We start from the raw sequence: 14,865 nt of genomic DNA, 5'->3' as shown, positions 1-14,865 counted from the left end.
AATTAGAGTTATCTTTTTTGTTGATAATGAATAATGTCTTTTTATAGATAATAGTATTTTCACTTCAAAATTTCGTCATGAATTGATAACAAATACTCCCCTTGTTTTCTGACAACTCTCTTCAAGTTAATGCTCCCCTCATGTTTTTTTAGTGCTGAAACCACAAGGTTTTCATCATGTAAATTTGTTCTTTCACCTAGAATAACACTTTTAATACAATCTTTGGGGAGAGGTACATTTATACCAGATTTATTGGTTTTTGCTAATTGTTCTTCTTTAGGAAAAGATAAAAGATATATTAGCCTTTTTTCTTGCTCATAAGACCAATCTTGAGATTTAGTAGCTAACATTCCATTGAAAATCTCCCACAATAAACTCCTCCCTTCCTCAAATGCTTGTTCATATAATGGTTCATATCCATCTGTATAACCTTTGAAAAGAGCATCATTATTATACTCGACCTGATCAGCTATTAATGTTAGAACTGCGGTATCAACCGTAGGAGGACGATCAAGATATTTAACATCAAAGACATAGGCATCTTCTAACTCTTTGATCTTTACTTCATCAAATTCTATACATATTCCTGTTCTGTCGCGTGCATAATGCGCCCACATTGTAGGATTTAACGCCGTATTAGTGAAACAGGATATCCTGGCAGAGTCCAGCAATTCAGGAACGCTGGGCTCCACCTCTCTCATTGAACTGATATATTCGTTATATTCATCTTCAGAAGGTAACCAACCGGATTCTCCGACCCATGTTTTTAATATCAAATCATATCTTTCATTTTTTTCATTATAATCAGGGAAGCCACTGATTATATTACAAAAACCCTCAGCGCTGTCATTCATCATGTTAAGATGGTTAAGGTATAGTTTGTTTTCTAATATACTTTTAATTGAGTACTCATTGATAGGGCAATATTTGAATAACATATATTTCTTCGTTCCATGTGTGATAAAAAGGAATAAGATTCTTTAACCTATATTTTTCAGTGTTACTCCAACATATCATATTTCATTAAGTCTTGACAATGCAGTGTTGTTAACACACTTAGAGTTTGTAACCTCCTATATTACCATTTCATATTAATGATATTGGTGAATTAGAAGAGAAAAAATTGAACATATAGCCTACTCATTTAATTCGCATACCTCTTTTCATTAAACGCACCAAGTATGATAAATTCTACTTCACCATCTTATCAGCGGGGAACCGTTTCCTGCTCTTGTCAAAATCGGCGCATGCACTGTTACCTAAATGGAACGTGACATAGCAGAGTGGATTCTGTTGACTAATAGCAATCCTCTGTGAAAGAAGACAACAGGTGTTCTAACACTTGTGTCAAAATTTATGCGCAGCTTTCTGTTATCTGGGTGAAATGAGTGATATTATATCACTATAAGTACCCATAGGAGGTGTTATGTCTGAATTAGTAATGGTGCATGATCTCTTCCAGGAATCGGCGTGTAAAACTAAAAATAAGAAAATTAGTGACCGGCAACTGGTTGAAAAAATTCTAGAAGTTTATAGTCAAAAGCATGTCGCTGAGTTACTTAGGAAAGTTGGTGATAATGACTGGAGCAGGGAAACGCTTAACCGCTGGATTAATGATAAATGTGAAGCGAAACTGTTAACTGAAGGTGAGGTATTTTTACTTAAAAACATGCTTCCAGAACCACCAGAAAACCATCCTAACTATGCTTTCCGGTTCATTGATCTCTTTGCGGGAATTGGCGGGATTCGTAAAGGTTTTGAAGCTATCGGAGGACAGTGCGTATTTACAAGCGAATGGAATAAAGAAGCTGTACGCACATACAAAGCGAATTGGTATAACGATGAAAAATCACACCAATTTAACTCTGATATTCGTGAAATTACTTTGAGTAATAAAGATGATATTTCAGAAATTGAAGCTTATGAATATATAAATGAAAAGGTCCCTGACCATGATGTGCTTTTGGCTGGTTTCCCTTGTCAGCCTTTCAGTCTTGCGGGTGTAAGTAAAAAGAACTCCTTAGGAAGAGCCCATGGATTTGAATGTGATGCTCAGGGAACTCTATTTTTTGATGTTGCACGAATTATAAAGTCCAAAAAACCACCTGTTTTTGTTCTTGAAAATGTAAAAAATCTCAAGAGTCATGATAAAGGAAAAACTTTCCGAGTAATCATGAATACCCTCGACGAGCTTGGGTATGAAATAGCTGATTCTGCCATTTGTGGTTCTTCAGATCCTAAGATCATTGATGGAAAAAATTTCCTTCCTCAACACAGGGAGCGAATTGTATTGGTTGGATTCCGTCGTGATTTAAAAATAGAGAAAGGGTTTACATTACGTGATATAAGTAAATTCTTTCCATCTAAAAGAACTTCTTTTAAAGAACTCCTTGAACACGATAAAGATGTAGATAGTAAATATATCCTTTCTCCTCGACTGTGGGATTATCTCTATAAATATGCTAAAAAGCATGCGGCGAAAGGTAACGGTTTTGGTTTCGGCTTAGTGAAACCTAATAACGTTGATACGGTCACTCGTACATTATCTGCGAGATATTATAAAGATGGTTCTGAGATCTTGATTGACCGTGGATGGGATCATGACTTAGGTGAGATAGATTTCTATAATGCAGAAAACATGTCAAAAAGGCCAAGAAGGTTAACTCCGCATGAATGCGCCCGCCTAATGGGATTTGAGACGCCTGATGGCAAGCCCTTCAACATTCCGGTTTCAGATATGCAGTCTTACAAGCAGTTTGGAAACTCAGTGGTCGTTCCTGTATTTGAAGCGGTTGCAAAACTGCTTGAACCCTATATCCATAAAGCTGTAGCTATACAAAAACATAAAATCATATAAAAATTAATATTACCCCGGCAATATCTTGCTGGGGTGTGTTTTATTTAGTTTGATTTTTATTTTCAGCTTACTCAATATCAAATAAGCATTAACGCCAACTAGGTATAATACCCGCATAGTCGGAGTTGCCTTGCTTAATTAAAATAATATGAATTTTATCACTTTTGTCGATACCTACAATAATATTATCCCCTTCTTCTGCCCGCTGCATAACATAGTTATCGCGGAAATATAGGCGAAACTCGGCGCTTCTGTCAGGGTTTTTCTCCCTCGCATCGTACCAAGTGACGGTATCGTCGCAGGATACATCCGTTCCTCTAATTGAGAATAATACGTCTTTAGTAACTTTGGTGTTACCGAATATCTGTTTTAGCTGAGCAACACCGTTAAACTCGTGTTGATTAGAGGCATTCCTATTGGCTTCAACTGCGGTCAAGGTTTTAATACATGATTGTTTAAGGTAAATCGGGAGAGTAGCCATTATCAACCTCTTATTAATAAATATTAACTAAGCATATATTAGGATGTATAAGCACCCTTAAGAGCTGTGAGTAAAATAAATAAGAAAGCTAATACATATTAAACAAATGAATAATTCAGTCAAGTAAGCAATGATACATTTTGCAATATATATCTTAACTGTTTGATAAAGCTGGCTATATAGGATCTATGTGTTTTCTGAGTCTAGGTGCCAATAGTTATGATTTACATTAATAGTTACCTGATTTTAATGATTTTATAATAGAATGAGACACTAATAACTATCGTTTTTATAATCTCTTTTTCAATCGTAGAGAAGAAAAAGCAAGGCAACACACAGAAGCTGCGCTTCTGTGTGTTAGCCCTTGCTGAAAAAATTGAAAATAAATTTGAAAAGTCATTTCTAATGTTGTACTAGATTACAAGTACAATTATAAAGGAAATAAAAAAATGAAAAATCTTTATGCATTTATTATAGTTTCAATATATATATCAGTTTTATCAACTGCTATTTTTTTCATGTTATCAACTTCATCACAAGCTTATTTTTCTGCATTAACAATATTTAACAGCATTATGATTATTCAATTTCCTATCCTGATACAGATCTTAAGAGATTATAAAAAATGTTAAGTGTCTGGTTCTTCTAATTAAGGCTCATTAGCTGGCTGAGCTGGCTGTGCTGGCTGTGCTGACTGTGCTGACTGTGCTGACTGTGCTGACTGTGCTGACTGTGCTGACTGTGTTGGCTGTGCTGACTGTGTTGGCTGTGCCGACTGAGCTGACAAGTTTGACTGTGGATATTTTTGTTCATAATCTTTTTTTGAGAAAAAGATAATCAATCCTTTACAAATCGTGCAAATAGCTACGTAAGTTAATATTGCAGCAGCAGTAGCACCTTCCCCTGTGCTTATTGAGTCAAACCAAGTATGACTATATGCCTTAGTAATAGCAGCTAGCGAAATTATTAGAGCAGAAATTGCTAGGCTTGTGTCAACTGTCCAGGCTACAACAGCTTTGAACCTCTGTGTTCTGAATAAGAGGTAATAAACTCCACCACCAGCGATAGGTATTGCAAATATGATCGGTACTGGTAGGGTTGGTGAAAAAATAAAGTATATAATTAAGGCTGCTATAGCACAGAAAGTTGCAAATGACATGAAAATGATTAGGGTGACAAGAAGCAAAAGGGAAGCTTGACTTTTAATTATTTTATCTATGTTAAACATAATTATTCCTTTGTAATGTTAAATTAGATTTTAATAAAGCTGATAATCTTTTTATCGTGTTATGCATAATGATTAAATAAATCTTTATGAAATAAATCTTTCATGATGAGCAACTAAACAACGATTTAATGGTGTTCTTTTGTTTTAATCGGCATCCAAGACACCAAGACTGAACGATATAACGGCCATCGCCCATATTCCTCATACCAAAATCATCATTTATATAGAAAACATGTGTGCCTGCTTTGCTCGAGCATGCAGGGCAACTTTTGAAAATCTCGCCATTTCTCTCAATAACAATAGAATCATGCAGTGGCTGTTGACATGTGGAACATACCTTTTCTGCTGTTTTCTCAGACATATGGTTGTTTCTCCATCATTACATTCTAAATCAACAGATTAGGCAACGGTCTAAGTTGGTCGAAATGCAATCAAATCATAAGTTAATGTAATCATATTGGCATGAGTCATAAAACTTTTCAAAATAAATTTACATTCTCAAACATGATGATTATTATTGCAGAATAAGAATGTTCTGTAACTTAATAAAATAAAATATAGTAAAAACAGATGGTTGCTGGATATTGCTGTTTATGGTCATGTTTTTCGAGGTTTATTGCTTTCTTTGAAAGATAACTAAAATTTTTGTATTCCTTCCTTGATACTTTCCGGGTGGTAATGTTATGCAAAAAAACATATCAAAAACAATGCATTCTGAATGGGTGTTGAGGAATAGCCTTTACTGGATGAGTACTGTCACCCGCTGGAAGCTGGATGAAGACGATAAGCACTGGCTCGTCTCGTTCGAAGTTTGGAACGACGAGGTTGAGTTCGAGTTCGAGCGACTTTTAAATGACTATAAACTCAGAGAAAAGCTTGAGGCTCATACCATCCAGGTCAGGACTTCAATCATCGACAATGTTCTGAGGAGCATCGATACGAGACTTGCCGAATGAATACGATGCCATTCAACTTTGACCACCTGAGCAATGGCAAAGTCTTCATCAGCAACCTTGCTGGCTTTCATAGCTTCGTCGATGAAGAAGAGCTACATCTTCTTGCCGATAACAAATTCCCTCCAGAACAAACAACCTCCCGGCTACTTGAAAGCAGATTGTTCATTTCAGACGATGCTACTCAGGCAGTTTCAAAAGCCTCACTGAGTTCTGCCTTTGCTAAGCGACTGATGAACGAACTGACTGTCCGACCAATCTTCATGATTGTGCCGACTCTCAGGTGCGATCACACATGCAAATATTGCCAGGTCAGTAGAGCATCGGTCACCGCTGATGGTTACGACCTGAACCCAGAACTGATACCGCAAATCGTCAGCACTATTAAGAAACTTGGCACTCGACCATACAAGATAGAAGTGCAGGGCGGTGAACCGCTTCTCAGGTTCGATCTCGTCCAGTCAATTTATGATGAGTGTGTGAGTTCGTTAGGTAGTGATGCTTTCGAAATGGTTATTGCCACGAGTCTCTCAATACTGGATGAAAGCATCCTCTCTTGGGTTAAAACACGGAACATCACTTTCTCCGTCTCGCTGGATGGTAATGAAGCCGTCCACAACAAGAATCGTATCCTTACCGACTCTCAGGCTCACAACAAAGCCATCACGGGCATTAGAAAAATCACAGAAGAGCTGGGAGCAAACCGGGTAGCTACGGTAACCACAGTTACAAAAGAGCTGACAAAAGAACCAGCTTCCATAGTGGATGCTCATCTGTCTCTTGGCCTAACCGACATGTTTATCCGGCCAGTAAGTCCCTATGGGTTTGCTCAGAAGCAGAGCTTCACTTTTTCAATGCCTGAATATTTTGAGTTTTATAAGAAGTTAATGCAGGAAGTGTTGCTTCAGAACCAGAAGGATATACCTGTAGTTGAGCATTCAGCTTCAATCCATCTAAAGCGGATTTTCAATCCGGGCTTCAGTGGTTATGCAGATCTGAAATCACCAAGCGGAGTCGTCCTGAACTGCATCCTGTTCAACTATGACGGTAAAGTCTACGGTAGTGACGAAAGCCGTATGCTTCAGAAAGTAAACCCGGAAGCAGATTTCAGTGCAGGAGAGTTTGCTTCCCTCTCATTCGGTAGTAACGAATACTACCGTTCCGCTCTCTCATCATCATTCAACTTTGCCATACCAGGTTGTGACACCTGTGCATATCAGCCTTTCTGTGGAGCAGATCCTTGTCAGAACATTAGTGTTCATGGCGAGCCTGTTGGTGACAAGAGTCGGTCAACCTTCTGCCAGTATCATAAAGGGATGTTCCGCTTCCTGCTGAATGAGATCTCTCAGGATGGACCAATGGCTGAGATGCTAAAAAGGTGGGCTTATGTCTGAGGTGCTGAGAAACGATATTTTCCGGTTTTCATCAGACTTACCAGTTCAGCAAGGCTTCTATCGCCTATGTAAAAGCAAGCCCGAGAATCCTCAATTCTTTCTGCCAAATTTGCTTATCACTGCGACACAACTCGATTCCAGACTGCCTGCATATTTTGCAGACTCGATTGTGAGCCAGGAACTTTTCGATTCCATAGACGATGGTGACATTGGCATCGTCAACAACGGCAACATGCTCCGGGTGATACTGTCCCGTAGAGCGAACCACAACACTGTCCTTGTCACTGAAAGGTGCAACAACAGTTGCCTGTTTTGTTCTCAGCCTCCTAAAGCTGGAAACGATGACTGGCTTCTCAACCAGTCAGCTCTGGCTATTGCTTCATTCTCTCTGAATGGAGTTGTGGGAGTGAGCGGGGGAGAGCCTTTACTCTATGGCGAAGACTTCCTGCATTTTCTGGACTTCATAATCGAAAACTCTCCTGACACAGCACTGCATGTTCTAACCAATGGACGGAAGTTTTCGGATGTCAGCTTTACCCAGCAGATGAAGGAAAGAAGCGAAAAGATCAAAATCACGTTTGGGATACCGCTTTATTCTTCAAGAGCATCAGTGCACGACTATCTGGTCGGAAGCGAGGGAGCATTTGATGAAACAATCAGGGGAATGATCAATGCCGGTAACTCAGGCATCAACATAGAACTAAGAGTCATCCCTACTCAGGCGAACTATACAGAGCTTGATGACATTGTAGAGTTTGCTGGCCGTGTGTTCTCGAACATTAACCAAATCTCCCTGATGGGACTGGAGTCGATTGGATGGGCCCGTAAGAACTGGTCATCAATCTTCATTGAGCACGACAACTACAGCGAACAAATCCTTTCGGCTGTAGACACTGCACACAGGTCAGGTATCCCTCTTACCATCTTCAATTATCCACTATGCCACCTTCCTGAAAGGGCATGGAATTTTGCAACTCAATCGATCTCTGATTGGAAAAATTACTATCCAAAAGAATGTGATGAATGCACTCAGAAGTCTTCCTGTGCTGGTTATTTCAGTTCATCAAAAGGCCGTTTTCATCAACCTCCGAGACCAATAATATGAAAAAGTTTAATTTCGCGGCTCTGCTTCCTGGTTTTTTGGTTCTTAATAACTCTGTTTGGGCAAGTGATTCATCTACTGGTGCCAGTGACTTACCTGGTATGACTTTGAACGAACATGATTTGGTGATAGCCCCGCTCAACACCGAAGTGCCGTTCTACATTGCAGGACACAGGAGTCACAGCTCTCACCGTAGCCACAGCTCACATCGTTCCTCATCAGGCGGTGGCTACTATGGTGGAAGCACACCTTACTATCCCAAGACTTACAGCTCACCTAGCACTTCAGATTCATCCAGTTCAGGAACTCGTTCGTCATCGTCTTCCTCCTCAGTCCGTTCGCTTCGTTCTAATGACACGGATAGCTCAACTACAACAAGCTCAGCAGGAAATACAGGTGTCAATCGTGCAAGTAGTGGACTGACATCGGATACAGAAAAACGTAAGCGGTTGATCATGAGAGTGCAGTTCGCCTTACTCGATAAAGGTTTTTACAACGGCAATATTGATGGGAGTATGGGACCAGCAACCAGAACTGCTATTAAGAACTATAGAGTTGCAAATGGATTGCCTACTCCAGTAAGAGAAACATTAGATACTCAGTTATTAAATTCATTGAATATTTTGGCACGCTGACCAAAAGGACTATCCATGTCAAATACATATAACATCTACAAAATCCGCACATCCTGCCTAGATAAATTGCTCGAAAAAATAGCCAGTGTGGGTTTAAAAAAACAAAAAGAAAGAAATATAGATGGCTATAAAATGGAGTTTTTTTACTCAAAAGATTTGGAGGGGAATAAAATATGGTGGTGGGAAACTTACAAGGAGTTCTTTGAGGAAGGGTTAGAAGAGCCAAAGAACAAGTTTCATTACGGATTAATGATTTGCACAAATGTCGATTCCCCGGATTTGATTTTCGCTATCACACTCGGCAAGTCACACTTCTATGTAAATAAATTTATTGAAAGAGACTTTGGAATCGAGTTGGCAATAAGAATTGCGAAAGAAGAAACCACCTTGCTCAAAAAGAGTACCTATTTTTCCGGGACAAAAAGACAAGAAATATCATCGTACACCACATTCATTAAAGATAGTTATGAGCCAGGTGAATCTGTTGATCATCTCAAATTGAAAGCAAGTGATAATGAATTGTGGGGTGATAAAAATATAATATTCGCCGATTCGATCCAAATGGATACAGAAGTGACTCCCGCTGGGCTTGCAAAAATATTCAACCAGATAATCATGGCCTTAGAAAAACCGCAAAGCATTCGCTTGCCTAAAAGGGAAAGAGTATATGATGATTCCTTGATAGCTGATTTGGATTCTATATTGTTTGAAGCTTTGAAAACGATGGATGCTTCATTAATGATTGAGGAATTTCACGTTTATGGGGTCAATTTTTGTTTTAGTTTTACTGAATATAATTATTCAATTGCATATAAAAAAGGCAAGAAAAGTTTTTATAAAAAAAGTTTGGGAGGAGAGATCGACATAAAAGCCATATCTGAGTATTTAATTGAAAATGAGGACATATTAAATATTAATGACTTACATGTCTCCTTTGAAATTGAGGATAAGGGAGGTAAATTTTCTAAGCCACTAAAAGAAATATTGGATATTTATATTCAGAAAGATGGAGTGCATTATTTTTTAAGTAATGGTGACTGGTGCTCCTTTAATCAATCATTTTTAGATTATTTAAAAGAATCGCTCATACAAATTGATTTTACGCAGAAAGATTCTTTGGATGAAAATGAGTATCAAGTTTGGGCTAAGGATAAGAAATCAAAAATAGAATCAGGAGTTCCCGTAGAAAATAAGATAATTTACAGAGAGTATTTTTTCAACCAGAAACAATCTGCTGATAATGGATATGAACTATTAGACAGGGAATTGACATTGATCAATTCGATGGAAAGCAAAAAGAAAAAATATAAACTTGAAGTGGCAGACCTTTACAAGGATGAAGAAATAATAGCAGTTAAAATTTCCGATAAAGAAAAAGAGTTAATTTATAACATCGAACAATCCAAAGATTCATTAGAGCTAATACTTAGAAAAACAATACCTTGTGATAAAAAAATTAGCTATGCATGTCTGTGGTTTGTGTTTGAAGATAAGCTAGAAAGAATAACTGAAAGAAACTCTATACAATTTTTGCTTGCAATACAATCGTGGAAGAAGTTAGCCGAGCACTTTAATATAACCCCTAAAATATATTGCTCACGACATATTAACAAGTGAAGTAAGTTTTACTTTTATCAAAAAAATATCTAGATTATTGAATTGTTTTTGTAGAGGGATTTAATATGCTTGATGATTTTAGAAAAAGATTGTAAATACTTAATGTGTGATTTTTTTTAATAATAAAAGCCAGCAATGAATGACTGGCTTTTATTAGGTCTGAACTTACTGGCCAAGATCGCGAAGCCTTTTGCCAGACATTAGATTCTTTTCAATATGCTCAAGAGTGACCCCTTTGGTTTCAGGGACCAGGAGAAAAGTTATCACGATAAAGACCAGGTTGAAGCCGGTATACAGCCAGAACGTTCCTGCAGCCCCAATACTACCCAGAAGTGTCAGGAAGGTTGCTCCAATGATCATGTTGGCAACCCAGTTAGTCGTCGTTGAGCAGGTAATCCCGAAGTCACGGCATTTCAGAGGCTGTATCTCAGAACACAGTATCCAAACTACCGGAGCGGCACTCATTGCATAGCCGCCTATGCACAACATTGTCATACCCACTGATACCCATGACAGGCCTGTACTGATATTTCCCTGACCCGCTTTCATGAGGCAGTAGCCCAGAACCATAGTGGCGAATGCCATTACACTAAACCCAATCTTTAGGATTGGCTTCCTTCCCGTCTTATCAACGGTGAAAACCGCAATGAAGGTAGCAAACATGAAGGTCAGGCCAACCACTATGGTCGCAACCATTTGCTCCTGAGTACTCTGGAATCCAGCCATTTTAAAAATCTGAGGAGCGTAATACATGATGATGTTCATACCCGTAAACTGTTGCATACCCTGAAGCAACATACCGAGGTACACGGCGCGTCTCACATTGCTGTTCTTCCTGAAAAGAGCAAACCCTCCCTGCTTCATACGGAGGCTTTCCCTTATCTCATTCAGCTCCTGTCGTGCTTTCTCAGATGTGTCTCTGAGCATTCTGAGTACTTCTTCCGCCTCAACGTGCAGACCTTTTGAAGCCAGCCAGCGGGGACTGTTAGGCAGGAAAATAACCATGACAAAAAGTACCACCGCTGGTATAGCGAGAACGCCCAGCATTGCCCGCCAGTTGCCACTGTAACTGAATGCAGTATCCGAAAGGAAAGCCACGACAATACCGAAGGTAATCATGAGCTGGTAGAGGCTAATCATTTTCCCACGAACATTCTCTGTTGCCATCTCTGACAGGTAGAGGGGAGCAGTGTAGGAGGCAATACCAACGGCCAGCCCGAGCAGAACCCTGAATGTAAGCAGAACTTCAACACTTGTGGCAAAGGCCGACCCAAGGGAACCCACGATGAAGAGTATGGCTCCAGCCATAAGGCTGTATTTTCTTCCCAGCCGATGTGAAACCCAGCCGTTACAGAGAGCTCCAATCGCAGCTCCCAGCATCATACTGCTGACAACCCATTCCTGTTCATGGCTAGTTAACTGAAAATGTTTAGTTATGAAAGGCAGGGCACCTGAGATTACCCCGATATCCAGCCCGAACAGAAGCCCGGCAAGGGCAGCGGATATGGATACAAAGAGATTCATTCTTCTGACTTTTGACTTATGGTCAATACCATACGTGACGGTCTGGTTTACATGAGACATCATTAAGCTCCGCTCATACAGCATGTAATAGTGCTTAAGCTTACGCAGCGGATACAGTCAGGATTAGAGCGCCCCTCTCTCAAGATATGGACTTTACAGCTAAATCTGTTGTTAATGTGATGAGGATCTCAAAGCTGATCCTCACCATGCTCAAAGCCGATTATGGTTAAATAATATTCAAAGGGTTGTTCCAGTTATACGGAGCAAGTACCAGTTTTATCTTTCCCTCAATTTCTCCATACCTCATATCAGAATTCGATAGGAAGTATTCCCTGACAAGCGGTGGCAGTTTTTTCGATTTATACCTCATTATTGTTGTATGCCAGAAATCTGGGGGTAAAGCTTTTCCCGGATATCGGTCCTGCAGTTTTGACTGCCAGTCAGAACTCATAAGATCGTTCCAGAAAATTTGTCGCAGGCTGATTGAGTTGTTGTCTGGAATTCCGGCCAGTAACAGCTGATTAGGAAGTGCTACAAGCTGAAGCTCTTTAACGTTAAGAGTGCTGTTTCTGATAATCAGGCTGAATCGCTCGATCAGATCGGCAATGTCAGCAGTATCTTCATAGGATTCGTAGATGGATTGAGTCACGGCAAGAAATGTCATGTGAAAATTTTCTTCTCTCATAACTTCTGTAAGAGGATCAACATTTGTCAGTGATCTAAGATCAGACAACAGCGCTCTGATTTGCGGATTAAGTTCGGGCTGAATCCCACTTGTCAGTGCTAACAATTTTTCAGGATAAAAAGCCACATCCTTTTCGTTAAAGTTGTTTTGCAGTTCAAGTAACCATTCATGGATAGTCTCATGCGAACGGTTGGTGTACACATTCTGAAGGTAATTTTCATTGTCCAAGAGCCTGCTCCCTAAAACAAATTACATGAAAAATTATGATTAATATTATTTAACAGATTATATGTGCAGCCAGACATTGCGCCATTGTGAGTTTAGACTAAAATGCAGCTGTTAATTAAAAATAAAAATTCAGGTTCTGTAAGAGGTTACAAATGCTTAGTTTTACTCGTCAGGGAAATCAGGAAGGGCCTGCTCTGGTTTTTATGCATTATCTGGGTGGTTCTGCGAGAACCTGGTATCCTGTGATTGAAAATCTTAAAAACGACTATGACTGCATTGCTTTTGATATGCCAGGTTTTGGCGACTCTGAGTCTTTAGAGGATATGAGTATCCAGTCGCAGGCAGAAGCTTTATGGGAAAATATTGAAAACCTTAATATTAAAAAACCATTTTTAATCGGACATTCGATGTCAGGAAAAATTGCCTCTATAATGTCTTTGCAGTCTCCAGAGAAAATCAGCGGACTTGTGCTTGTTGCTCCTTCGCCTCTCACTCCACAGCCTATGACTGTCCAACAATACCTGCAACAGAAAGAATGGACGGGTAGTGCAGCTGAAGCCAAAGCATTTGTTAATGGATCCTGTTCTCAGCCTCTAAAGCAGGCATTTGAAGAACTCGCTATTGAAGACACTTTGCGAGCTGATTGTGAAGCATTCAATAAGTGGGCAGATAGCGGAAGTCAGGAAAATTTTGAAGGTGTTTTTGATAAGGTCAGGCTCCCCGTTAAATTGATAATAGGCAATGACGATAAGAGTGTTCCAAATATCACGGAGCAAATCAGAAGTACTTTAGTCTATTTTAATCCTTATTCATTCAGGGTTATCAATGATTGTGGCCATTTGCTTCCATTAAAATGCCCGGATGATTTATCTCGTGAAATTATAGAATTTGTGAAGGTAGCTCAAAGATAGGTTTTTATGATTTTTTGAAAAAGGATTATGGGCTTTAAAAAATACACACCAATTTTGATAACTATGGAATCAAACATGAGTGCTATTGAAAATTTAAGAGAGATGTCAGATGTCTGGCGTTTGTTCAATGACATGCCGGATGATGCCACTATTGGAGTAGATTTAGCTGCGCTTTATCTGGGAGTCAGTGTTAAAACCCTGGCTCGTTATCGTCAGAAGGGAGATGGTCCGCATTATGTTCAGTACTATTCTTCTGGAAGCAAAGCCCGCAATCAGCGAGTCAATTATCTTCTTGGTGACCTTCGGGCCTGGCGAAATGCTCATAGGGTAAAAAGCTCAATGCATGCCACACTGGTCAGGCATGCTGGCTAGTCTTTGTAACTCTTCGTGCTTTAACTTTTTCTTAGCACATTACCCTACGGCAACAGAATGATTTCTGGCAGGCTATGAGAGCTAGTAATAGCATTTTCAAATGTCTCCTGAAAGATACTTGTTATCTTAGATATGCTTCTCAGTTAAGCAGGTGGAGGGGTAGTAAGCATTTTCAAATATGAAAGCTTAAAGCGAATGATATTAAATCTTATTACGCTTAATGAAAGGTATTAAATAATTAAAAAGGATTAATTCCTGCGCTTAATTATAGTAAAAGCTTATGAATTAGTTTTTTTACATAAATTTGGTATTAGTAGGTGACTATCAGCATTATTCGACTAGAATCAGACTGTGAAGTATTTGTAGTAATTCATAAGTTTTAATATGGGAAATTTTGCAATGAGTGGAGAATTTAAACTTTTTGGTAGTATCCGAACCTTAAGAGCACAAGCACGTGGAACCTCTCTGGAAATTCTTGAAGAAATTCTTGAAAAGCTGACAGCAATCGTTGAAGAAAAGCGTCATGAAGAAGAATCGGGCTTGAAAGAGCGAGAAGAGAGAAAAGTAAAACTTCTTGCTATCCGCGAACAACTTTTAGCCGATGGGATTGATCCTCAGGAATTACTTATCAACTCGACCCCACCTTCAACTACCAAAAAGAGAAAATCCAGTCGTAATCCTCGCCCTGCGAAATATAGGTACACAGATGAAGATGGTAACGAGAAAAGTTGGACAGGGCAGGGGCGAACGCCTAAAGCTATAAAAAAAGCTGTTGATGACGGTAAAAGTCTTGATGAATTCTTACTGTAAAATTATCTGAGTCATTCCGTTAATGACAACCGGCAGAAATTTTACTGACGGTTGTTATTGTCGTTTGT

At 39.2% G+C, this 14,865-nt stretch carries 13 protein-coding genes and 1 pseudogene; 9 read left to right on the top strand and 5 right to left on the bottom strand.

Annotated elements, in window-relative coordinates; genetic code table 11:
- Nucleotides 1-59 precede the first annotated feature (59 nt).
- Nucleotides 60-857: a DUF2971 domain-containing protein gene (locus C1Y43_RS15085; protein ID WP_233209839.1), complete on the bottom strand. Its 798-nt coding sequence runs from the start codon at nt 855-857 to the stop codon at nt 60-62.
- Between the two features lie 569 nt (nt 858-1,426).
- On the opposite strand from C1Y43_RS15085, the gene C1Y43_RS15080 reads away from it, so the two are divergent.
- On the top strand, nt 1,427-2,857 hold the full coding sequence (locus C1Y43_RS15080; protein ID WP_104188731.1) for a DNA cytosine methyltransferase: 1,431 nt from the start codon (nt 1,427-1,429) through the stop codon (nt 2,855-2,857).
- A gap of 88 nt (nt 2,858-2,945) precedes the next feature.
- Here C1Y43_RS15080 and C1Y43_RS15075 read toward each other — a convergent pair whose 3' ends face one another.
- Complete coding sequence (locus C1Y43_RS15075) at nt 2,946-3,338, bottom strand: type II restriction endonuclease (RefSeq protein ID WP_104188729.1); 393 nt, start codon at nt 3,336-3,338, stop codon at nt 2,946-2,948.
- A gap of 649 nt (nt 3,339-3,987) precedes the next feature.
- The gene (locus tag C1Y43_RS15070) at nt 3,988-4,566 is read right to left on the bottom strand and encodes a hypothetical protein (protein ID WP_104188728.1); all 579 of its coding nucleotides are present in this window, start codon (nt 4,564-4,566) and stop codon (nt 3,988-3,990) included.
- Nucleotides 4,567-5,312: 746 nt separating this feature from the next.
- Between C1Y43_RS15070 and hxsD the strand changes: the two genes are divergently transcribed.
- The 5 genes from hxsD to C1Y43_RS15040 are packed head-to-tail and all read left to right on the top strand — an operon-like array spanning nt 5,313 to nt 10,267.
- Nucleotides 5,313-5,522, top strand: a complete 210-nt coding sequence (gene hxsD / locus C1Y43_RS15060; protein ID WP_369974317.1) for a His-Xaa-Ser system protein HxsD — start codon at nt 5,313-5,315, stop codon at nt 5,520-5,522.
- The gene (gene hxsB, locus C1Y43_RS15055) at nt 5,519-6,913 is read left to right on the top strand and encodes a His-Xaa-Ser system radical SAM maturase HxsB (RefSeq protein WP_104188722.1); all 1,395 of its coding nucleotides are present in this window, start codon (nt 5,519-5,521) and stop codon (nt 6,911-6,913) included. The genes hxsD and hxsB overlap by 4 nt, the downstream gene beginning before the upstream one ends.
- The gene (hxsC, locus tag C1Y43_RS15050; protein WP_104188720.1) at nt 6,906-8,018 is read left to right on the top strand and encodes a His-Xaa-Ser system radical SAM maturase HxsC; all 1,113 of its coding nucleotides are present in this window, start codon (nt 6,906-6,908) and stop codon (nt 8,016-8,018) included. Before hxsB ends, hxsC begins: the two co-directional genes overlap by 8 nt.
- Nucleotides 8,015-8,650: a His-Xaa-Ser repeat protein HxsA gene (hxsA, locus tag C1Y43_RS15045; protein ID WP_104188718.1), complete on the top strand. Its 636-nt coding sequence runs from the start codon at nt 8,015-8,017 to the stop codon at nt 8,648-8,650. The genes hxsC and hxsA overlap by 4 nt, the downstream gene beginning before the upstream one ends.
- A gap of 15 nt (nt 8,651-8,665) precedes the next feature.
- The gene (locus C1Y43_RS15040; protein WP_104188716.1) at nt 8,666-10,267 is read left to right on the top strand and encodes a DUF6119 family protein; all 1,602 of its coding nucleotides are present in this window, start codon (nt 8,666-8,668) and stop codon (nt 10,265-10,267) included.
- A 165-nt stretch (nt 10,268-10,432) separates the two neighbouring features.
- On the opposite strand, the gene C1Y43_RS15035 is transcribed toward C1Y43_RS15040, so the two are convergent.
- Together C1Y43_RS15035 and C1Y43_RS15030 are read right to left on the bottom strand one after the other, a co-directional pair.
- The gene (locus C1Y43_RS15035) at nt 10,433-11,851 is read right to left on the bottom strand and encodes a sugar porter family MFS transporter (protein WP_199189154.1); all 1,419 of its coding nucleotides are present in this window, start codon (nt 11,849-11,851) and stop codon (nt 10,433-10,435) included.
- Between the two features lie 166 nt (nt 11,852-12,017).
- Entirely contained in the window at nt 12,018-12,704 is a 687-nt protein-coding gene (locus C1Y43_RS15030; protein WP_104188715.1) for a hypothetical protein, read from the bottom strand.
- 152 nt (nt 12,705-12,856) lie between these two features.
- On the opposite strand from C1Y43_RS15030, the gene C1Y43_RS15025 reads away from it, so the two are divergent.
- The 3 genes and pseudogenes from C1Y43_RS15025 (at nt 12,857) to C1Y43_RS15015 (ending at nt 14,797) form a co-directional block, all read left to right on the top strand.
- Complete coding sequence (locus C1Y43_RS15025; protein WP_104188713.1) at nt 12,857-13,615, top strand: alpha/beta fold hydrolase; 759 nt, start codon at nt 12,857-12,859, stop codon at nt 13,613-13,615.
- Nucleotides 13,616-13,690: 75 nt separating this feature from the next.
- Nucleotides 13,691-13,975 (top strand): annotated as a pseudogene (locus C1Y43_RS15020) (hypothetical protein); the annotation flags it as partial.
- Between the two features lie 411 nt (nt 13,976-14,386).
- Nucleotides 14,387-14,797 carry an H-NS family nucleoid-associated regulatory protein gene (locus tag C1Y43_RS15015; protein WP_104188800.1) on the top strand — a complete coding sequence of 137 codons (411 nt, stop codon included), beginning with the start codon at nt 14,387-14,389 and terminating at the stop codon, nt 14,795-14,797.
- Nucleotides 14,798-14,865 lie beyond the last annotated feature (68 nt).

Origin of the sequence: Pantoea sp. ICBG 828, assembly GCF_002928355.1 — a bacterium.
Taxonomy (GTDB): Bacteria; Pseudomonadota; Gammaproteobacteria; order Enterobacterales; family Enterobacteriaceae; genus Pantoea; species Pantoea dispersa.
This window is presented reverse-complemented; position numbering and strand designations above follow the sequence as displayed.

Bases quoted from the DNA above. Each gene is read 5' to 3' on its own strand.
- C1Y43_RS15085 (WP_233209839.1), bottom strand. From the start codon at position 857: ATGATGAATGACAGCGCTGAGGGTTTTTGTAATATAATCAGTGGCTTC.
- C1Y43_RS15080 (WP_104188731.1), top strand. From the start codon at position 1,427: ATGTCTGAATTAGTAATGGTGCATGATCTCTTCCAGGAATCGGCGTGT.
- C1Y43_RS15075 (WP_104188729.1), bottom strand. From the start codon at position 3,338: ATGGCTACTCTCCCGATTTACCTTAAACAATCATGTATTAAAACCTTG.
- C1Y43_RS15070 (WP_104188728.1), bottom strand. From the start codon at position 4,566: ATGTTTAACATAGATAAAATAATTAAAAGTCAAGCTTCCCTTTTGCTT.
- hxsD (WP_369974317.1), top strand. From the start codon at position 5,313: ATGAGTACTGTCACCCGCTGGAAGCTGGATGAAGACGATAAGCACTGG.
- hxsB (WP_104188722.1), top strand. From the start codon at position 5,519: ATGAATACGATGCCATTCAACTTTGACCACCTGAGCAATGGCAAAGTC.
- hxsC (WP_104188720.1), top strand. From the start codon at position 6,906: ATGTCTGAGGTGCTGAGAAACGATATTTTCCGGTTTTCATCAGACTTA.
- hxsA (WP_104188718.1), top strand. From the start codon at position 8,015: ATGAAAAAGTTTAATTTCGCGGCTCTGCTTCCTGGTTTTTTGGTTCTT.
- C1Y43_RS15040 (WP_104188716.1), top strand. From the start codon at position 8,666: ATGTCAAATACATATAACATCTACAAAATCCGCACATCCTGCCTAGAT.
- C1Y43_RS15035 (WP_199189154.1), bottom strand. From the start codon at position 11,851: ATGTCTCATGTAAACCAGACCGTCACGTATGGTATTGACCATAAGTCA.
- C1Y43_RS15025 (WP_104188713.1), top strand. From the start codon at position 12,857: ATGCTTAGTTTTACTCGTCAGGGAAATCAGGAAGGGCCTGCTCTGGTT.
- C1Y43_RS15015 (WP_104188800.1), top strand. From the start codon at position 14,387: ATGAGTGGAGAATTTAAACTTTTTGGTAGTATCCGAACCTTAAGAGCA.